A 19648-nucleotide genomic window follows, 5' to 3' on the forward strand; every position below is an offset into this window, starting at 1 on the left:
GTACGCCGCCCTTCGGGTTTTTCCCCGCGATGGCCGCCGCTTCGGAAGGGAACCCGGCAAGTCAAAAGCAACAACCGAAGCAACAGCAACAGCAACGGCAACAGCAACAGCAACAGCAAAGGCAAAGGCAAAGGCAAAGGCAGGATCGAATCTGCTGCAGAGCGCGTAGGCAACTCCGTCGCAAACGACGAGTCACGCAAGCTACGAAGGCCGCCAGGAACTCACACGTTCAACAACAAGAACTCCCGCTCCCACGAACTGATCACCCGGAAGAACGTCTCGTACTCCTTGCGCTTGACCGAAATGTACGCCCGCACGAAGCGCGGCCCCAGCAATTCCTGCAATGGCCCACACCGCTCCAGCTCGTCCAGCGCCTCGCCCAGCGAACGCGGCAACTGATAGCCCATCTCCTTGCCGCTGCCCGTGGTCGGCTCGGTCGGCTCGAGCTTCTCGCGGATCCCGAGCAGGCCGCAGGCCAGCGTCGCCGCCATCGCCAGGTACGGGTTGGCGTCGGAACCGGCGAAGCGGCTCTCCACACGCATGTTCTCGATCGTGTCGATCGGCACGCGCAGGCCGCAGGTGCGGTTGTCGAAGCCCCATAGCACGTTGCTCGGCGACACCTCGCCGAACATCAGCCGGCGGTAGGAATTGACGTTGGGCGCGAAGAACGCCATCGCCATCGGCACGTACTTCTGCAGGCCCGCCAGGTAATGGGCGAAGGTGCGGCTGTACTCGCCGGCGCGGCGGCCGCTGAAGACGTTCTTGCCGTGCTTGTCCACCAGGCTCTGGTGGATGTGCATCGCACTGCCCGGCTCGTTCTCCATCGGCTTGGCCAAGAAGGTGGCGTAGACGCCATGGCGCAGCGCCGCCTCGCGCATGGTGCGCTTGAACAGGAACACCTGGTCGGCGCGCGACAGCGCGTCGTCGTGGGTGAAGTTGACCTCCAGCTGAGCCGCGCCGGATTCGTGGATCAGCGTGTCCACGTCCAGTTCCATCGCGTCGCAATAGTCATACATCAGGTCCAGGATCGGATCGAACTCGTTGACCGCGTCGATCGAGTACGACTGCCGTGCCGTCTCCGGCCGGCCCGAGCGGCCGGCCGGCGGCAGCAACGGAAAGTCCGGGTCAGTGTTCTTCTGCACCAGGAAGAACTCCAGCTCCGGCGCCACCACCGGTTTGCAGCCGATCGCCGCATACGCCTCCAGCACCCGGCGCAGCACGTTGCGCGGCGCCAGTTCGTGGGGTTGGCCTTCCTTGGTATAGCAATCGTGGATCACCTGCGCGGTCGGGTCGGCGGCCCACGGCACCATGCGCACCGTGTCCGGGTCCGGGCGCAGTTGCATGTCCGAATCCGACGGCGACGTCAGGTCGTAGTAGTCGTCCGGATAGTCGCCGGTAACCGTGGTGGCGAAGATGCCCTCGGGCAGGCGCGTGCCGTAGTCGTGCGAGAACTTGGCGGCGGGAATGATCTTGCCGCGCGCGTTGCCGGTGATGTCCGGCACCAGGCACTCTACCTCGGTGATGTGGCGTTCCTTGAGCCAGCGCCGCAGCGAGCTTTCCTGCTGTTCCGGGGTGTGCTTGCGCGATCGGGGTCGACTGGCCATGGGATCAGTGCCTGCGGCTGGCCGCATAGTGGCGACAGGCGTCGCCGAAGGATTGGAAGATGCCGAGATAGAACGGGTCGTCGAGAACCCGCCACTCCGGATGCCATTGCACACCGAGCAGGAAACCGGGGCCGATGCCGCGGAAGGCCTCGATCAGCCCGTCCGGCGCCAGCGCCTCGACGATCAGGTCGCCGCCGAGGCGGGCCACGCCCTGTCCGTGCAGCGAGTTGACCCGCACCCGCCCGCGGCCGGCGATCTCCTCCAGCCAGCCGCCTTCGCTCAGCGCCACCTCGTGCGCCGGCGCGTACTGCGCCTCCAGCGTCGCCTGCGGATCCTCGCGGTGATCGGACAGCCCCGGCTGCGCATGCACCTTCTGGTGCAGGGTGCCGCCGAGGGCGACGTTGACTTCCTGGAAGCCGCGGCAGATCGCCAGGATCGGCAGGCCCAGCGAGATCGCCTGCGGAATCAGGTCCAGCGTGTTGGCGTCGCGCGCCGGGTCATGCAGGTTGCCGAGCCAGCTCGGCTCGTCGCTGTAATGATGTGGCTCGATGTTGCTGACCGCGCCGGTCAGCAGCAGGCCGTCGAGCCTCGTCAGCCAGGCGCGGGCGTCGACCGGCGGCTGCAGCGACGGCAGCAGCACCGGGGTCACCCCGGCGCCATCGACGGCGGCACGCAGATACTTTTCGCCCGCGGCCAGGAACGGATGATGGCCGATGAGCTTGCGGTCGGTCGGCACGCCGACCAAGGGCGATACGGCCATGCGAAGAACTCGTGTGGCGTCCTCGCAAGTTACCGCGAGCGTTTTATTTTTACAACACGACACGCAGTGGGACACGGCGCACAACACGCTTGCAGACGCGCCAACCGGCTTGCACCATGCCGTAAAATCTCCTCCGCCATGCCGCAAAAGCGCAACACGGCCAGCGTGCCGCGCGAGCGAGCGTCGGCACGTCACCTCCTGCCGCTGTTGAGTATTCTTGACGCCATGGCGCTCTGCTAAGCTCCAAGCACTCCCGCCGTCCGCCGCGATGACCCGCATGCACGACGCCCCGCTGCTGCCCCCGGACGATGCCCAGACCCTGCAGCGTATCGCCGGCTGCGAGCAGATCGACCTGCTGCTGCCGGACTGCAACGGCCTGCTGCGCGGCAAGCGCATCGCCCGCGACGCGTTGGACAAGGTCTACCGCGACGGGGTGTGCCTGCCGATGTCGCTGATCGCCACCGACATCACCGGCAATACCGTCGAGGAAACCGGGCTGGGCTACGACATCGGCGACGAGGATCGGCTGTGCTTCCCGGTGCCGGGCAGTCTGCGGCCGGTGCCGTGGGCGCCGGTGCCGTCGGCGCAACTGCTGCTGGCGATGCAGGACGGCGCCGGCGGCGCGCTCGACTTCGCCCCGCGCCAGGTACTGGCGCAGGTGCTGGCGCGCCTGCAGGCACGCGGGCTGACCCCGGTGATCGCGGCGGAGCTGGAGTTCTACCTGTTCGACCCGCACGCCGACACGCACGGCCGCCCGCAGCCGCCGCTGCACGCCCACAGCGGACTGCGCAACGACAGCACCCAGGTCTATTACATGCAGGAACTGGACGACCAGCGCGGCTTCACCGACGCGGTCGCGCAGGCCTGCCGCGCGCAGGGCATCCCGGCCGACACCGCAGTCGCCGAATATGCGCCCGGCCAGTTCGAGATCAACCTCAAGCACCGCGCCGATGCGCTGGCCGCCTGCGACGATGCGGTGCTGCTCAAGCGCGCGATCAAGGCGATCGCGCAGCAGCAGGGCCTGCTCGCCAGCTTCATGGCCAAGCCGTTCGCCGCGCAGTCCGGCAGCGGTCTGCACGTGCACGTGAGCCTGCTCGATGGCGCCGGCCACAACGTGTTCGCCTGCACCCCGCAGGCGCCGGCCGCGCCGCTGCGCCATGCCATCGGCGGATTGCAGCACAGCGCCGAGGACTGCCTGCTGCTGTTCGCGCCGCACGCCAACAGCTATCGGCGCTTCGTTGCCAATGCCTTCGTCCCGCTCAACGACAGCTGGGGCTTCAACAACCGCACCGTGGCGATGCGCGTGCCGCACAGCGACCCGGCCAACACCCGCATCGAACACCGCATCGCCGGCGCCGACGCCAATCCCTACCTGGTTGTCGCGGCGGTGCTGGCCGGCATCGAACACGGCCTGGCGCAGAGCCTCGACCCCGGCCCGCCGACCCAGGGCAACGCCTACGCGCAACAGGCCGCACGCGAGCCGGACTGGCGCAGCGCGATCGCCCGCTTCCTGGACAGCGACTTCGCCGCCACCGCGTTCAGCACGCGCTTCCGGCATATCTACGGCCAGCAGAAGCGCCGCGAGCTGCTGGATTTCCAGGCGCAGGTCAGCGATGTGGACTATCGCTGGTATTTGCGGACGGTGTGAGGAGCGGGGATTGGGCATTCGGGATTGGGGATTCGTTACAAGCAGATTTACGCCCGCCAAAGGTCCATCACACGATCGCTGATCTCAATCCCCAATCCCGAATCCCATGCCTGCTTCCGCCCGCAACTGGTACACCGACAGCGCCGCACCGTTCCCCGCGCAGGAACCGCTGCGCGGACGCGTGCAGGCGGATGTGTGCATCCTCGGCGCCGGCTATACCGGGCTGAGTGCGGCGCTGGCCCTGGCCGAGGCCGGATATCGGGTGGCGGTGCTGGAGGCGCAGCGGGTCGGCTGGGGTGCGTCCGGGCGCAACGGCGGCCAGGCCATCGTCGGCTACGGCTGCGAGCAGCACACCCTGGAAGCCCTGCTCGGCCAGGACGATGCGCGGCTGCTGTTCGATTTCTCCCGGGACGGCATGCAGTTGCTGCGCACCCGCATCGCCCGCCATGGCATCGCCTGCGACTGGCGCGACGGCCATGCGCACGTGGCGATCAAGCCGCGCCAGGAACGCGCGTTGCGCGCCGGCATCATCGAGATGGCGCAGCGCTACGACTATCCGCTGCAATGGTGGGACCGCGCGCAGCTGCAGTCGCAGTTGCGCAGCCCACGCTACCTGGGCGCGATGTACGACGCGGCCAGCGGGCACCTGCATCCGCTGGACTACGCGCGTGGCCTGGCGCGGGCGGCGCTGGCTGCTGGCGTGCGCATTTACGAGCAGACGCCGGTCACGCAACTGGTGCGCGGCGCGCGGCCGATCCTGCGCAGCGCGCACGGCGAGGTCGAGGGTGAGTTCGCCATCCTCGCCGGCAATGCCTGGCTGCGCGGCATCGCTCCGGAGCTGGAATCGCGGATCATGCCGGTCGGCACCTACATCGGCGCCAGCGCGCCGCTGGGCGAGGCGCTGGCGCGTGAGCTGATCGGCAACGACATGGCGGTGGCCGACGTCAACTGGGCGTTGGACTACTTCCGCCTCAGCCGCGACCACCGGCTGCTGTTCGGCGGTCGCGCCAGCTATTCGTCGCTGCCGCCGCCCGGCCTGCGCGGGGTGATGACCCGGCGCATGCGCCGGGTGTTCCCGCAGCTGCGCCAGGTCGAGATGGACGCGGTGTGGGGCGGCTACGTCGACATCACCCGCAACCGCGCCCCGCATTGGGGCCGGTTGACCCCGAACGTGTATTTCGCGCAGGGCTTCTCCGGCCATGGGGTGGCCGCCACCGGCCTGGCCGGGGCGGTCATCGCTGCGGCGATCGCCGGGCAGGCACAGCGGCTGGACGTGTTCGCGCGGATCCCGCACGCGCCCTTTCCCGGCGGGCGCCTGCTGCGCACGCCGCTGCTGGTGGCGGCGATGTCCTGGTACAAGCTGCGCGACGCGCTCTGGTAGCCGGCGACGCACCCGCGCCGCCCTCAAGTTTGTGCGCACTCGGCCGCTAACCGGGTTCCACCCCTGGATTGCCGCCCGCGAGGCATGCATGTCGCACCCGTTGTCGATCGCCCCGATCGCCCCCGACGGCAGCCCCGCACAGCAGCGCATCCTGCTGGTGGAAAACTCGCGCACCTTCACCGACCTGCTGCGCGCGGCGATCGAGCAACGGGTCGAACTGCCGGTCGTGGTGGTCTCCACCCTGGCCGAGGCCGCCGCCGCCCTGGATGACGGCGGTCCCTGGTTCCTGGCGCTGACCGGGCTGGTGCTGGCCGACGGCGACCGCGACACCGTGGTGGACTTCTTCGTCGCGCGCGGGCTGCCCACGGTGGTGGTCAGCGGGGTCTACGACGAGGGCCTGCGCAAGCGCATCCTGACCCAGCAGATCATCGACTTCGTCCTGAAGAACGCGCCGGACAGCATCGACTACCTGGCCTGGCTGGTGCAGCGGCTGGCGCGCAACCGCTCCATCACCGCGCTGGTGGTGGACGACTCGCCGTCGGCGCGCGCCTATGCCGCCTCCCTGCTGTCGATGTACGGCTACCGCGTGGTCGAGGCCGCCGACGGCGCCGCCGGGCTGCGCGCGATCGAGGCCAATCCGTCCATCCGCCTGGCGGTGGTGGACCAGGAAATGCCGGGCATGGAAGGCGTGGAATTCACCCGCCGGCTGCGCGCATTGCGCGCGCGCGACATGCTGGCGGTGATCGGCCTGTCCGGCAACAACGACCCGTCGCTGGTGCCGCGCTTCCTCAAGAACGGCGCCAACGACTTCCTGCGCAAGCCCTTCTCGCGCGAGGAATTCTTCTGCCGGGTCTCGCAGAACGTGGATCAGCTGGAGCTGATCGGCACCCTGCAGGACCTGGCGACACGCGACTTCCTCACCAGCCTGCCCAACCGCCGGCACTTCCTCGAACAGAGCCAGCGCGTCCTGGCGAAGTGGCTGGCGCGGCAGGAGCCGGTCGGCGTGGCGATGCTCGACATCGACCATTTCAAGCACATCAACGACACCTTCGGCCACGAGGCCGGCGACGAAGCGCTGCGCGCGGTGGCGGCGACCCTGGCCGCGCACGCGCGCCCGCAGGACATGGTGGCGCGCTTCGGCGGCGAGGAATTCTGCATGCTGGTGCCGGGCCTGGACCCCGCCGCGGCCGCCGATTACTTCGAAACCCTGCGCGCGCGCATCGCCGACCTCGCGATTCCGCTGGGCACGCAGACCCTGCGCCTCACCATCAGCATCGGCGTCAGCAGCAGCGGTCCGCAGCGGCAGACCCTGCATCCGCTGCTGACCGAGGCCGACAAGTACCTGTACCTGGCCAAGGCCGGCGGCCGCAACCGGGTCGAACACGCACCGCCGGCGGAGCCGGCGCTCAGCGACGCGGCCGCCTGATCGCCAGCAGGGCCAGCAAGGTCAGCAGCGCCGCCGCGCTGAGGTAGTAGCCCACCCACGGCAGGCCGTACTGCTTGGCCAGCCACACCGCGACATACGGCGCCGGCGCCGCACCGACGATGCCGGCCAGGTTGAACGCCAGCGAGGCGCCGGTGTAGCGCACCGGCACCGGGAACAGTTCGGCCAGCAGCGTGCCGCAGGGGCCGTAGGTCAGGCCCATGAAGAAGAACCCCAGCGCCAGGAAGCCCAGCACCTGCCAGGGCTGCCCGGCCTGGAACAGCGGCGCGAACAGCAGCCCGAACGCGACGATGGCCACGCTGGCCACCAGCATCGCCGGGCGCGTGCCGCGACGGTCGCCGTACCAGGCCGACAACGGGATGCCGGCGGCGAAGAACAGGATGCCGACCATCTGCAGCAGCAGGAACTGCTCGCGGCTGTAGTGCAGCGTGGTCGTGCCGTAGCCCAGCGCGAACACCGTCATCAGGTAGAACAGCACGAAGGTCGCCAGCACCGCGAACGTGCCCAGCAGCGTCGCGCCGATGTGCTGCGAGAGCACCGTCTGCATCGGCAGGCGCACGCGTTCGTTGCGGTCCAGGGCGCGCTGGAAGTCCGGGGTCTCGTGGATGCGCAGGCGCACCCACAGCCCGGTGATCACCAGCAGGGCGCTGGCGACGAACGGAGTGCGCCAGCCCCAGCGCAGGAACTGCGCCTCGTCCAGCAACGCGCCCAGCAGCAGGAAGATGCCCGAACACAGCAGAAAGCCCAGCGGCGCGCCCAACTGCGGGAACATGCCGTACCAGGCGCGCTTGCCCGGCGGCGCGTTCTCGGTGGCCAGCAGCACCGCCCCGCCCCACTCCCCGCCCAGGCCCAGGCCTTGGCCGAAGCGGCACAGCACCAGCAGCGCCGGCGCCCACAGGCCGATCCGGTCGTAGCCGGGCAGCAGGCCGATCAGCACGGTGGACAGGCCCATGGTCAGCAGCGCCGCGACCAGGGTGGCCTTGCGGCCGATGCGGTCGCCGAAATGGCCGAACAGCGCCGATCCCAACGGCCGCGCGACGAAGGCCACGGCGAAGGTCGCCAGCGACTGCAGCTGCGCCGCATCGGCATCGCCTTCGGGGAAGAACAGCTTGGGGAACACCAGCACCGCGGCGGTGGCGTAGATGTAGAAGTCGAAGAACTCGATGGTGGTGCCGACCAGGCTGGCCAGCAGCACGCGACGCGGCGAGTTGACGGGCGGAACGGGAGACGCGGCAACGGTCATGGAGGCGACATCGACAGGCAATCGGCCGATTCTGGCAGATCGGCGCCGAGGCGACGCGCTTGGTTGCGCCGGCAACGATCGCCGGCGCGGCGCCTCACCCCACGCAGGCCCGCGCGCGCCCGCCCTGCTTGGCCAGATACAACTGCGCGTCGGCCTGCGCCAGCAGTTGTGCGGCGCTGGCGTCGGCCTGGGGGACCGCCACCGCGCCGCCCAGGCTAATGCTCACGCATGGCCCCAGCGGCGAGGCGTCGTGCGCCAGTTGCAGGTCGGCGACCCGCTGCAGCATGCGCTGCGCCACTTCGCGCACGCCGTCGGCATCGCTGCCCGGCAGCAACGCCACGAACTCCTCGCCGCCATAGCGGGCGAGCAGATCGTGCGGGCGCAGCACGCAGCCGGCCAGCGCCTGGGCGACGGCGCGCAGGCAGCCGTCGCCGAGCTGATGGCCATAGTGATCGTTGTAGCGCTTGAAGTAGTCCACGTCGATCATCAGCGCCCCGCAGGGCTTGCCTTCGCGCAGGCAGGCCTGCCAGTGCGTGGCCAGGGCGTCGTCGAAACGGCGGCGGTTGGCGACCCCGGTCAGCCCATCCAGCAACGCGACTTCGCGCAGCAGGTCGCTCTGCAGCTTCATGATCAGATGATTCTGCACCCGCGCCCGCACCACCACCGGCTGCACCGGCTTGCTGATGAAATCGGCGCCGCCGGCTTCCAGCGCGGCCACCTCGTCCTCCGGCGCATCCTGCCCGGTGACGAACACCACCGGGATGTCCGCCGTCGCCGGGTCGGCCTTGAGCCGGCGGCAGACCTGCAGGCCGTCCAGCTCCGGCATCATCACGTCCAGCAGCACCAGGTCCGGCGGCTGCTGCTGGCACAAGGCCAGTGCACGCGTGCCATCCAGCGCCATGCTGACTTCGCAGGCGTCGCGCAGCAGTTCGTGCAGCGCGTGGATGTTGATCGGCTGGTCGTCCACGATCAGCACGCGCGGGCGCCGTCCCTGCGGGGCGAGGCGACGATAGGCAGCGAAATCGCTCATCGGGAAGCGGTCCCCAACAAGTTGTTCAACGTGACCAGGGCATCGTCGAAGCGCAGCGTCTGCACCTGCTCGCGCAGGCGCAGCGCGTCGCCAGCCTGGGCGCCAGCGATGGCCGGCGGGGCCTGCTCCAGCAGGGTCAAGGCGGCCAGGTCGGACTGGCGCAGCAGCGGCTCCAGCGCGCGCAACCACGGCAGCAGGGCGTCTTCGGCCATGGCGTCCGTGCCGGCAGGTGGTGCGGGCGCGCGCAGCGGCGCGGCCGCGGTGCGCAGCGCCTCCAGATCCTGCGCGGCCGCCGCGCGCAGCGCCGCCAGCGTCGCCGCGACGTCGGGCAGGCGTCCGCCGCGGGCGTCCTGCTCCAGCACTGCAGCGGCCTGCGCCAGGGTGGCGGCGCCCAGCGTCGCGGCGCTGCCTTTCAAAGCGTGTGCGGCATCGGCACTGGCACCGGCATCGCCCTGCCGCAAGGCCGCCTCGACCCGCTGCAGCAGCGTGCGGTGCTCCTCGGCGAAGGCGTCCAGCATGCGCACGAACAGGCCGGCGTTGTTGCCGAACCGGGCCAGGATCGCATCGAGCGCAGCCGGCGCCGCCGGCGCGGACGGCGCCGGCTGCGGGGCCACCGATGCCGCCGCGGTGCGGCCACTCAGGCGCAGCAGCGCCTCCACCATCTGTTCCAGATCGATCGGCTTGCCGATATGCGCGTCCATGCCCGCCGCCAGGCAGGCGTCGACGTCGTCCTGCGCCGCATTGGCGGTCATCGCCAGGATCGGCAATCGCGCGAAACGCGCGTCGGCACGGATGCGCCGGGTCGCCTCCAGGCCATCCACGCGCGGCATCTGCATGTCCATCACCACCACGTCGAAGACCTGGCCGCTGTCGCGCACGCACTGCACGCCGGACAAGCCGTCCTCGGCCAGCGCCACCTGCGCGCCCTCCGCGCACAGCAATTCCTCGGCCACCTGCCGGTTCAGCGCATTGTCCTCGACCACCAGCACGCGCAACCCGGGCAGGCGTGCCACGCGCTGCGACGCCGGCATTGGCGCAGCGATCCTGGCACCCCCGCTCCAGGCCCGCTCCAGGGCTTCGATCACCTGGCACGGCGTCACCGGCTTGACCAGGTGATCGGCGAACGGCGGCGACACGTGGCGCTGGGTCTGGCCCAGCAGTTCGCTCTGGTAGGCGGTCAGCATCAGCACCAACGGCGGCGCGGCGCACACCGCGCGCAGTTGCGCCGCCGCGGTGACGCCATCGATGCCGGGCAGGCGCCAATCCATCAACACGGCGTCGAAGCGTGCGCCCTCGCGCTCGGCCGCGACCGCACGCGCCACCGCGTCCTCGCCACTGGCGACGCCCTCCACCTGCCAGCCGCAGGCGCCCAGCGCGTCGGTCAGTACCTCGCGCACCAGCGCACTGTCGTCGACCACCAGCACATGCCGCGGATGCACGCCGCCGCATCCAGCCGCCGCCTCGCCGTTGGCATCCAGCATCAGCGGCAGATCGAACCAGAACCGGCTGCCCTCGCCGAGCACGCTGTGCACCTGCAGCTCGCCGCCCATCATGCCGATCAGGCGCCGGCTGATCACCAGGCCCAGGCCGCTGCCGCCGAAGCGGCGGCTGATCGAGGCCTCGGCCTGGGTGAAGCTGTGGAAGATGCGCTGTTGCTGTTCGGCGCTGATGCCGATGCCGGTGTCCTCCACGATCATCCGTAGGGTCACCGCCTGCGCCTGCCGCTGCAGCAGTTCCACGCGCAAGCGCACATGCCCGTGCTCGGTGAACTTGAGCGCGTTGCCGGCCAGGTTGATCAGCACCTGCTGCAGGCGCAGCGCATCGCCGATCACCCGGTCGGGGATACCACGGTCGAGCTGGTACACGATCTCCACTTCCGGCCGCTGGTGATTGCCGGCCAGCACCACCGCCAGGTCGCGCAGCAACTCCTCGATGCGGAACGGATGCAGGTCCAGCTGCAGCTTGCCGGCCTCGATCTTGGAGTAGTCGAGGATGTCGTTGAGCAGGCTCAGCAGCGACTTGCCGGCCTTCTGCGCCTTGCCCACGTAATCGTCCTGGCGCGCATCCAGCGCGGTACGCTGCAGCAGTTGCAGCATGCCCAGCACCGCATTCATCGGCGTGCGGATCTCGTGGCTCATGTTGGCCAGGAACGAGGATTTGGCCTGGCTGGCCTCGTCCGCGCGCGCCTTGGCCTGGCGCAGGTCCTGCTCGGCCTGCAGTTGCGCGCTGATGTCGCGGTTGATGCCGATGACGCGGGTGACCCGGCCCTGCGCATCGCGTTCGGTGTGTGCGCCGGCCTGGATATGCCGCAGGCCGCCGTCGCTGCACTGCACCCGGAACACCGGGTCGTAGACCGTCCCGTGCGCCACCGCCGAGTGCAGGCTGGCCTCGGTCATCGCGATGTCGTCGGGATGCACCTTCACCCGCCAGTCGGCATAGCGCAAGCCGCGTTCGCGCAGGGCCACAGGCCACTCGTACAGGTCGTACATGCGCTCGTTGCATTCCAGCGCGTCATCGCCCGGGGTCCAGGTCCAGATGCCGAGTTCGGCGGTGTCGGCCGCCATCGCCAGCTGGTCGTGCGCGCGGGTCAGCGCCTGGCGCTGGCGATGCCGCTCGGTGATGTCGGCGATGACGCCGACCACCAGGCACTCGCCGTCCATCCACATCGTACCGAGACTGATCTCGATCGCGAACGCGTCGCCGTTCTTGCGCACTGCCTGCAGTTCGCGGGCATTGTCGACGCGTTCCGGCCACGCACCCGTCGGCGGCACGTCGGCCGCCATCGCCGCATGCAGGCTGGAAGCTGCCTCGGGCATCAGCCGGCTCACGTCCTCACCGACGATCTCCTCGGCGCCGTACCCGAACACGCGCTCGCCGGCGCGATTGACCGAGCGCACCTTGCCGCGCGCATCGAAGGTAATGATGGGATTGACCGCCGTGTCCAGGATCGCCTGGGTCAGGGCCATGCTGCGCGCCAGCGAGCGCTCGGCGGCCTGCCGTTCGCTGATGTCCAGGGCGATGCCCAGGTAGCCGGAGAGTTCGCCCTGTGCGGTGCGGATCGCCGTGACCACCAGGCTCACCTGGCGGGTCGCGCCGTCGCGGCGCACATACGTCCACTCGCAGGTATCGGCGCCATCGCGCTCGGCCTTTTCCACGAACACGCGGAAGCCTTCCACCGGATGCCCGAGTTCGGCGGCCAGCATCGCGCCGCGGGCGGCTACCTCCTCGGCCCGATGGAACGCAGCGGGAGTCAGCGTGCCGACCACGTCCTCGCGGCGATAGCCGAGCAGACGCTCGGCGCCGGTGTTGAACAGGGTGATGGTGCCGTCGCGGTCGGTGGCGATGATCGCCACTTCCGACGCGGCGCTCAGCACGCCTTCGAGCATCGCGGTGCTGCGGCTCAACTCGGCGGTCCGCGCCGCCACCTGGCTTTCCAGGGTGGCGTTCAGGGCCAGGATCTGCGCACGTACCGCCTTCTGCTCGGAGATGTCGCGCACCGTCTTGGACGCGCCGATCGGCCGGCCTTCGGCGCTGTAGATCGGCGAGACGCTGACCAGCACGTCGATCAGGCGTCCGTCGGCATGCCGGCGCACGGTCTCGAAATACGGCACGTCCTCGCCGCGCCCGATCCGCCGCAGTACCGACTCCTCCTCGTGCATCAGTTCCGGCGGCACGATCAGCTCGCCCAGGCGCCGGCCCACCGCCTCGGCCTCGCTGAAACCGAACAGTTGTTCCGCAGCGCGGTTCCAGCTGGTGACCACGCCCTCCAGGGTCTTGCCGATGATGCCGTCGGCCGAGCTCTGCACCACCGCGACCAGGTTCGCCTGGTCGCGGGCGATCTGCCGGCGCCGCAGGTGATTGCTGCACAGCGCGAACGCCAGTGCGGACGCCAGCACGCTGAGCAGCGCGCCACCCAACACCGCGGCGTGCACCGACCAGCGCGCGCTGGCGGCGACGAAGGCCGGGCTGGCGACCATGTCCATCCGCCAGTGCCGCCCCATCACGTCGCGCCGCAATTCGGCACGCGGCGCCTGCGCGAGCGTGGCCTGCGGCACATTGCGATAGAACGGCGTCGCGCCAGCATCCGCGTTCTCGTCGCTCAGCGTCAATTCGATCCGCTGCGGATCCAGATCCAGCGCCTGCATCACCTGCGGCATCAGCAGCGGCGCATAGGTCCAGCCCCGCAGCTCGCGTAGGCGTTGCGCCGCCGCTGGCGGCGTGGTGGCGCTGCGGTAGACCGGCAGCAACAACAGGAACGACTGCGCATGCTGCGCGCCGGCCTGCACCAGCGTGATCGGCCCGGTCAAACGCGACTCGCCGCTCAGCGCCGCCGCCAAGGCCGCGCCACGGCGCGACGACTCCGAGGCGATGTCCAGGCCCAGCGCCGCGGCGTTGCTGTCCACCGGCTCGATGTACTGGATGACGAAGCGGTCGCCACCGTGCGGCGCCAACTGCCGGATGTCGAAGTCCTTGCGCCCCAGCGCGCGTTCGGTGGCGACGAAGCGTTCCTGCTCGGCCGCCGCGACACGGCGGATGAAGCCGAAGCCGCGCGCGCCCGGAAACTCGCGGCGCAGATCGCGGCTCTGGCTGTAGCGCAGCACTTGATCGCCGTGCAATTCGTCGCCGGCGGTGACGATCATGCCGCGCATGCCGCGCAAGCCGTGGTCGTAGTTGGACAGCAGCTCTTCGATGCGATCGAAGGCGACGTGGGCTTTCGCGTCCAGTTGCGCTTGCGTGTGCCGCGCGTTGGCCCGTTGCAGTTGCAACGCCACCACGGTGGTGAGCGCCGCGCCGATCAGCAGCGTCGCCAACGACCAATAGAACGGACTGCGCTTGAACAACAACCTGGACATCCTCAGGCCCCTCCCCGGAGCGCCGTGTCGGTGGATCGGGCCCTGCACGCGTTGTCGCAGTGCCGGTGTCCTGCCCTGGCGAACACGACACGACACCCGCGATGCGTGATCGCCTCATCGGCATGGTGGAAGCAAACTTGACCGCGTGCGGCGCGGACACGGCGAAAAAATGCGCCATGTGCTGGCAGGCTCGGTGCATCCCGTGGTGCGCATCACAGGCCAGGCCCGACGGCCACCGCCGGACTCAGGACGAGGCAGTACCCGCCGCCTGCGCAGCGGCTCGGCCTGCGTCGGCAAGCACCGCGATCTCGCGTTCGCCGCGCCGCTCCACCCGCACCCAACCCGGCCCCGCCTGCCCGGCCAGTTCGGCATCGCCGAGCCAGGCCAGCGTGCGCAACAGCACGCTCATGCGCACGTCCAGGCGCTTGCACACGCGCGCCAGCGCCATGCCGTCCGGCGCCTCGGCCAGCAATTGCAACAGACGCGCGGTCAGCAGCGGATCAGCGGACAAGCGCCACACCGATGTCGCGCGGGGACGCCGCGGCGGCGTCGGCCAGATGCGCGGTGACCACCACCGGAATCGACTTGGAGGTCGGCGTGCGCGCCTCGTCGGCGAAGCTGGACAAGGGCACCAGCGCATTGGTCTCCGGGTAGTAGGCCGCCAGGCAACCGCGCGGGATGTTGTATTCGACCAGCATGAAGCGCTTGGCCTGACGCGGCACGCCATCCTCGCAGAGGCTGTGCAGGTCCACCCAGTCGCCGGCGCGCATGCCCAGGTCGGCGATGTCGGCGGCGTTGATGAACAGCACCCGGCGCTCGCCGAACACGCCGCGGTAGCGGTCGTCCAGGCCGTAGATGGTGGTGTTGTACTGGTCGTGCGAGCGCGTGGTCGCCAAGGTGAACACCAATTGCCCCGGGTGCTGACGGCGCGCGCGGTGGATCGGGTTGTCGGTGGGCACCGCATGCACCTTGAACACCGCGCGGCCCTCCGGCGTGTCCCATTCGCGGTCGCGCGCGCCGTTGGACAGGCGGAAGCCGCCCGGCACCCGCACCCGCGCGTTGAAGTCGGCGAAGTCGTCGAACATCTGCCCGATCAGGTCGCGGATGCGGTCGTAGTCAGCCACCAGCCAGCGCCAGCGTATCGCGCTGCGCGCACCCAGCGTGGCCTCGGCCAGCCGCGCCACGATCGCCGGCTCGGACAGCAACTGCGGCGAGGCCGGCGGATTGATGCCGCCGGACAGGTGCACCATGCTCATCGAATCCTCGACGCTCACGTGCTGCGGCCCGCCCTCCTGGATGTCGATCTCGGTGCGGCCCAGGCACGGCAGGATCAGCGCGTCGCGACCGTGCACCAGGTGGCTGCGGTTGAGCTTGGTGGTGACGTGCACGGTGAGATCGCAGCGGCGCAGCGCGCGATGGGTCGCGTCGGTATCGGGGGTGGCGGTGGCGAAATTGCCGCCCATGGCGAAGAACACCTTGGCGCGGCCATCGGCCATTGCCTCGATCGCACCGACCGTGTCGTAACCGGGCGCGCGCGGCGGCGCGAAGCCGAACACCGCCTGCAGCCGGTCCAGGAACGCCTCCGGCGGCTTCTCGTAGATCATCATGGTGCGGTCGCCCTGCACGTTGCTGTGGCCGCGCACCGGACAGGCGCCGGCGCCGGGACGGCCGAGATGGCCGCGCAGCAGCAGCAGGTTGGCGATCATCTGGATGGTCGCCACCGAATGCTTGTGCTGGGTGATGCCCATGCCCCAGCAGGCGATCAGCCGCTCGGCCTTGAGGTAGATCTCGCCGGCCTTGCGCAGTTCGGCCTCGCTCAGCCCCGATTCCTCGACGATGGTGTCCCACGGCTCGGCCGCGACCTCGGCGGCGAAAGCCTCGAAGCCGACGGTATGGCCGGCGATGAACTCCAGGTCCAGCAGCCGCGGCTGGCCACTGCTGGCCGCCTCGGCGTCGCGCTCCAGCACATGCTTGATGATGCCCTTCACCGCCGCCAGGTCGCCGCCGATCTTGAGCTGGAAATAGTCCGAGGAGATGCGCGTGGAACCGTTGTGCAGCATCTGCAGCTTGTCCTGCGGATCGGCGAACTTCTCCAGGCCGCGTTCGCGCAGCGGATTGAACGAGACGATCGCCGCACCGCGCTTGGCCGCCTGGCGCAGTTCGCCGAGCATGCGCGGATGGTTGGTGCCGGGGTTCTGGCCGAAGATGAAGATCGCATCGGCCAGCTCGAAATCCTGCAGCGACACCGTGCCCTTGCCGACCCCGATCTGCGCCTTGAGCGCGGTGCCGGACGGCTCGTGGCACATGTTGGAGCAGTCCGGGAAGTTGTTGGTGCCGAACTCGCGCACGAACAACTGGTACAGGAACGCGGCTTCGTTACTGGTGCGGCCGGAGGTGTAGAAGATCGCCTCGTTCGGCGAGGCCAGGCCGTTGAGGTGCTGGGCGATCAGCGCGAACGCGTCGTCCCAGTCGATCGGCACGTAGTGGTCGGTGTCGGCGTCGTAGCGCAGCGGCTGGGTCAGCCGGCCCTGCCCTTCCAGCCAGTAGTCGCTGTAGCGGGCCAGTTGCGCGACGCTGTGCTGGGCGAACAGCTCGGGGGTGGCGCGGCGCGCGGTGGATTCGGCCGCCACCGCCTTGGCGCCGTTCTCGCAGAACTCGAAGGTGGAGGTGTGGTCGCGGTCGGGCCAGGCGCAACCGGGGCAGTCGAAGCCATCGGGCTGGTTGGCGTGCAGCAGGGTCTTGGCGCCCTGCACCGCCACGTCCTGCTCCATCAGGTGCTTGGCCACGGCGCGCAAGGCGCCCCAACCGCCGGCCGGTTGCGTGTACGGCTGGATGGTCTTCTTGCTCATGCGGGCTCTCCGGCGGGTTCGGTCTGCGGTGGGACGTGCTGCCCCAGGCGCTGCGGATGGCTGTAGACGACGTAATCGTGATCGCGGGCGAAACCGATCAGGGTGAGGCCGGCGCTGTCGGCGAGCGCGATGGCCAGCGCGGTCGGCGCGGAAATGGCGGCCAGCAACGGGATGCCGGCCTGCGTGGCCTTCATCGCCATTTCGTAGCTGGCACGGCTGGTGACCACCACGAAGCCGGCGGCCGGATCGAGGCCGGCGCCGGCCAGCGCGCCGATCAGCTTGTCCAGCGCGTTGTGGCGGCCGACGTCCTCGCGGATCAGCTGCAGCTCGCCGCGCGCGTCGGCCCAGGCCGCGGCATGGGTGGCGCCGGTCAGCGCGTTGAGGGTCTGCTGCGCGCGCAGCGCGCGCAGGGCCTGGGCCAGCGCCTCGGGCGCGATCGGGGTACCGGCCGACACCGGCCGCGGCGCGCGCAACACCGCCTCCAGCGACTCGCTGCCGCACACGCCGCAGCCGCTGCGCCCGTCCAGGTTGCGGCGCCGCGCCTGTAATGCCGCCGCCTGCGTCGGCGGAATCCGCAGGCGCAGGGACACACCTTCCAGATACGTTTCGACCGCTTCGATGCGCAACTGCGCCGGCGCCTCGACGATGCCCTCGCTGAGCGAGAAGCCGAGCGCGAAATCCTCCAGGTCTTCCGGCGTGGCCATCATCACCACGAAGGGCGTGCCGTTGTAGGCGAACGCCACCGGCACCTCGGCGGCCACCAGGTCCTGGGCGAGGGTCGTGCGCCCGTCGCGGTGGCGACGCACGCCGCGCGCGACCGCACCTGGCCTGGATGACGCACCCGAATACATCGCGACCCTCCGGACTCAGTGGAACAGCACGAACGCCTTCTGCAGGGTGACCCAGATGCCCCACAGCATCGGCGCCCCGACCGCCAGCCAGGCCAGTATCAGCCACAACGGGTTGCCGCCGCGGCCGACCTGCGCCAGCTGTGCCGCGTCCAGCGCCGCCTGGCCGCTGCCGCCGACCCGCTCGTGCGCCAGCCGCTTCTCCGCCGCCAGTTCCTCCGGCGTCATGAAATGCCTGGCCGCGACCGGCCGTACCAGCAGGTTGCAGATCAGGCCCAGCACCAGCATCCCGGCAAGGATGTACATGGTGGTGTTGTACACCTGTGACGGCGGCACGCCCATGCCCAACTGGTACTCGCGCATGTAACCCACCACCACCGGGCCGAGGATGCCGGCGGTGGCCCAGGCGGTCAGCAGGCGGCCGTGGATGGCGCCGACCATCTGCGTGCCGAACAGGTCGGCCAGGTAGGCCGGGATGGTGGCGAAGCCGCCGCCGTACATCGACACGATCACGCAGAAGATGCCGACGAACAGCGCACTGCCGCCGAACTTGCCGGCCCACGGCGCGGCCGCGTACAGGGCGATGCCGAGCACGAAGAACAGCGAGTAGGTGTGCTTGCGGCCGAGCTTGTCGGACATGCTGGCCCAGAAGAAGCGCCCGCCGATGTTGAACAGGCTCAGCAGGCCGGTGAAGCCGGCGGCGATGGCGGCGATGGCCGCCAGTTGCGCGGTGTCGAGGCTGGCGAAGCCGGCATCGACGCCGATCAGGCGGCCGCCGAACACCTCCTGCAGCATCGGCGAGGCCATGCCGATCACGCCGATGCCGGCCGACACGTTCAGGCACAGCACGCCCCACAGCAGCCAGAACTGCGGGATGCCCCAGACCTTGCGCACGTGCACGTGATGGGCGGTGATCATGGCGTTGGCGCTGGCCGTCGGCGCGGTCCAGCCGGCCGGGGTCCAGCCGCTCGGGGGCACCCGGTAACCGAACGCGCCAGCCATCATGAACACGAAATACAGCCCGGCCATGACCAGGAAGGTTTCCTTCACGCCCACCGAGTCGGGGCCGGCGAAATGCCGCATCAGCGCGTCGGCCAGCGGGCTGCCGATCATCGCGCCGCCGCCGAAGCCCATGATCGCCATGCCGGTGGCCATGCCGCGGCGGTCCGGGAACCACTTGATCAGCGTCGACACCGGCGAGATGTAGCCCAGTCCCAGGCCGATGCCGCCGATCACGCCCGAGCCCAGCCACAGCAGCCAGATCTGGTGCAGGTGGATGCCCAGCGCCGAGATCACCAAGCCGCCGCACCAGCACAGCGCCGCGACCACGCCGGCCTTGCGCGGGCCGGCGCGTTCCAGCCAGCCGCCCCACAGCGCCGCCGAGCAGCCCAGCAACACGAAGAACAGCGTGTACATCCACTGCAGTTCGCTGATCTTCCAGTCGCAACTGGCCGAGACGATGCGCGCCAGGAAACCCATGTCGGGCGGACAGGCCACCGCCGCGGTGACGCCCAGCGCCTTGGACAGCGGCAACCAGAACACGCTGAAGCCGTAGGCCATGCCGATGCACAGATGGATGGCCAGCGCCGCCGGCGGCACCAGCCAGCGGTTGAACCCGGGCTGGGCGACGATGCGTTCCTTCGAGAGCACGCCAGCGTGATCGGCCGGCACGGAGCCAACGATGCGATGCGTTTCATTCATGCAGTTCTTTCCTCCGAGACCTGGCCCCCTGGTGGCGGTGGAGCGCCTGCGGCAGCCTCACCGTCCCATTCGCTGAACGGCGCCGGAACGGACGACCGGACGAGCCGAGGGTATTACAAAACGCGCGCCGCCGCCGCGCCCCCCAGCACACGCCTCCGTGCGCTGGCGCTGCTCTGGCGTGGGACGGCCGGACGCGCGCCCCACGATCCACCAGCGCACAGGACGCCGGTGGATGCGTGATGCCGCTCCCGCGACCCGGTCGGTTAGGCTTGCGCCCCCTTCGCCTG

12 protein-coding genes are annotated in these 19648 nt (G+C 69.8%); 3 read left to right on the top strand and 9 right to left on the bottom strand.

What is annotated here, in order from left to right; all coding sequences use genetic code 11:
* Positions 1–221: 221 nt before the first annotated feature.
* Both PIQ37_RS02120 and PIQ37_RS02125 read right to left on the bottom strand, forming a co-directional pair.
* On the bottom strand, positions 222–1604 hold the full coding sequence (locus PIQ37_RS02120) for a glutamine synthetase family protein (protein ID WP_342072168.1): 1383 nt from the start codon (positions 1602–1604) through the stop codon (positions 222–224).
* Positions 1605–1608: 4 nt separating this feature from the next.
* On the bottom strand, positions 1609–2364 hold the full coding sequence (locus PIQ37_RS02125; RefSeq protein ID WP_267092493.1) for a gamma-glutamyl-gamma-aminobutyrate hydrolase family protein: 756 nt from the start codon (positions 2362–2364) through the stop codon (positions 1609–1611).
* Between the two features lie 268 nt (positions 2365–2632).
* Between PIQ37_RS02125 and PIQ37_RS02130 the strand changes: the two genes are divergently transcribed.
* From PIQ37_RS02130 to PIQ37_RS02140, 3 genes are all read left to right on the top strand, one after another.
* Positions 2633–4012 (top strand): glutamine synthetase family protein, encoded by a 1380-nt coding sequence (locus PIQ37_RS02130; RefSeq protein WP_342072169.1) that lies wholly within the window; start codon positions 2633–2635, stop codon positions 4010–4012.
* A gap of 106 nt (positions 4013–4118) precedes the next feature.
* The gene (locus tag PIQ37_RS02135; RefSeq protein ID WP_342072170.1) at positions 4119–5393 is read left to right on the top strand and encodes an NAD(P)/FAD-dependent oxidoreductase; all 1275 of its coding nucleotides are present in this window, start codon (positions 4119–4121) and stop codon (positions 5391–5393) included.
* A gap of 88 nt (positions 5394–5481) precedes the next feature.
* A complete protein-coding gene (locus PIQ37_RS02140; RefSeq protein ID WP_342072171.1) occupies positions 5482–6819 on the top strand; it encodes a GGDEF domain-containing response regulator in 1338 nt (445 codons plus the stop codon).
* On the opposite strand, the gene PIQ37_RS02145 is transcribed toward PIQ37_RS02140, so the two are convergent.
* The 7 genes from PIQ37_RS02145 to PIQ37_RS02175 form a co-directional block, all read right to left on the bottom strand.
* Positions 6800–8080, bottom strand: a complete 1281-nt coding sequence (locus PIQ37_RS02145) for an MFS transporter (RefSeq protein WP_342072172.1) — start codon at positions 8078–8080, stop codon at positions 6800–6802. The two genes, PIQ37_RS02140 and PIQ37_RS02145, sit on opposite strands and share 20 nt — an antisense overlap.
* 94 nt (positions 8081–8174) lie before the next feature.
* Positions 8175–9110 (bottom strand): diguanylate cyclase domain-containing protein, encoded by a 936-nt coding sequence (locus PIQ37_RS02150; RefSeq protein WP_342072173.1) that lies wholly within the window; start codon positions 9108–9110, stop codon positions 8175–8177.
* Positions 9107–13963, bottom strand: a complete 4857-nt coding sequence (locus PIQ37_RS02155; RefSeq protein WP_342072174.1) for a PAS domain S-box protein — start codon at positions 13961–13963, stop codon at positions 9107–9109. Before PIQ37_RS02155 ends, PIQ37_RS02150 begins: the two co-directional genes overlap by 4 nt.
* Positions 13964–14207: 244 nt before the next feature.
* Positions 14208–14474: a hypothetical protein gene (locus PIQ37_RS02160; protein WP_342072175.1), complete on the bottom strand. Its 267-nt coding sequence runs from the start codon at positions 14472–14474 to the stop codon at positions 14208–14210.
* Positions 14464–16812 carry an FdhF/YdeP family oxidoreductase gene (locus PIQ37_RS02165; RefSeq protein WP_342072176.1) on the bottom strand — a complete coding sequence of 783 codons (2349 nt, stop codon included), beginning with the start codon at positions 16810–16812 and terminating at the stop codon, positions 14464–14466. The genes PIQ37_RS02160 and PIQ37_RS02165 overlap by 11 nt, the downstream gene beginning before the upstream one ends.
* Complete coding sequence (fdhD, locus tag PIQ37_RS02170) at positions 16809–17663, bottom strand: formate dehydrogenase accessory sulfurtransferase FdhD (protein ID WP_342072177.1); 855 nt, start codon at positions 17661–17663, stop codon at positions 16809–16811. Before fdhD ends, PIQ37_RS02165 begins: the two co-directional genes overlap by 4 nt.
* A 15-nt stretch (positions 17664–17678) precedes the next feature.
* Complete coding sequence (locus PIQ37_RS02175) at positions 17679–19361, bottom strand: OFA family MFS transporter (protein WP_342072178.1); 1683 nt, start codon at positions 19359–19361, stop codon at positions 17679–17681.
* Between the last annotated feature and the right edge of the window lie 287 nt (positions 19362–19648).

This window comes from Xanthomonas protegens (assembly GCF_038442435.1).
In the GTDB taxonomy this organism is placed as follows: Bacteria; Pseudomonadota; Gammaproteobacteria; order Xanthomonadales; family Xanthomonadaceae; genus Xanthomonas_A; species Xanthomonas_A sontii.

What these genes read in the sequence shown, in the direction of transcription:
- PIQ37_RS02120 (WP_342072168.1), bottom strand. Translation starts at nt 1,604, where the DNA reads ATGGCCAGTCGACCCCGATCGCGCAAGCACACCCCGGAACAGCAGGAA.
- PIQ37_RS02125 (WP_267092493.1), bottom strand. Translation starts at nt 2,364, where the DNA reads ATGGCCGTATCGCCCTTGGTCGGCGTGCCGACCGACCGCAAGCTCATC.
- PIQ37_RS02130 (WP_342072169.1), top strand. Translation starts at nt 2,633, where the DNA reads ATGACCCGCATGCACGACGCCCCGCTGCTGCCCCCGGACGATGCCCAG.
- PIQ37_RS02135 (WP_342072170.1), top strand. Translation starts at nt 4,119, where the DNA reads ATGCCTGCTTCCGCCCGCAACTGGTACACCGACAGCGCCGCACCGTTC.
- PIQ37_RS02140 (WP_342072171.1), top strand. Translation starts at nt 5,482, where the DNA reads ATGTCGCACCCGTTGTCGATCGCCCCGATCGCCCCCGACGGCAGCCCC.
- PIQ37_RS02145 (WP_342072172.1), bottom strand. Translation starts at nt 8,080, where the DNA reads ATGACCGTTGCCGCGTCTCCCGTTCCGCCCGTCAACTCGCCGCGTCGC.
- PIQ37_RS02150 (WP_342072173.1), bottom strand. Translation starts at nt 9,110, where the DNA reads ATGAGCGATTTCGCTGCCTATCGTCGCCTCGCCCCGCAGGGACGGCGC.
- PIQ37_RS02155 (WP_342072174.1), bottom strand. Translation starts at nt 13,963, where the DNA reads ATGTCCAGGTTGTTGTTCAAGCGCAGTCCGTTCTATTGGTCGTTGGCG.
- PIQ37_RS02165 (WP_342072176.1), bottom strand. Translation starts at nt 16,812, where the DNA reads ATGAGCAAGAAGACCATCCAGCCGTACACGCAACCGGCCGGCGGTTGG.
- fdhD (WP_342072177.1), bottom strand. Translation starts at nt 17,663, where the DNA reads ATGTATTCGGGTGCGTCATCCAGGCCAGGTGCGGTCGCGCGCGGCGTG.
- PIQ37_RS02175 (WP_342072178.1), bottom strand. Translation starts at nt 19,361, where the DNA reads ATGAATGAAACGCATCGCATCGTTGGCTCCGTGCCGGCCGATCACGCT.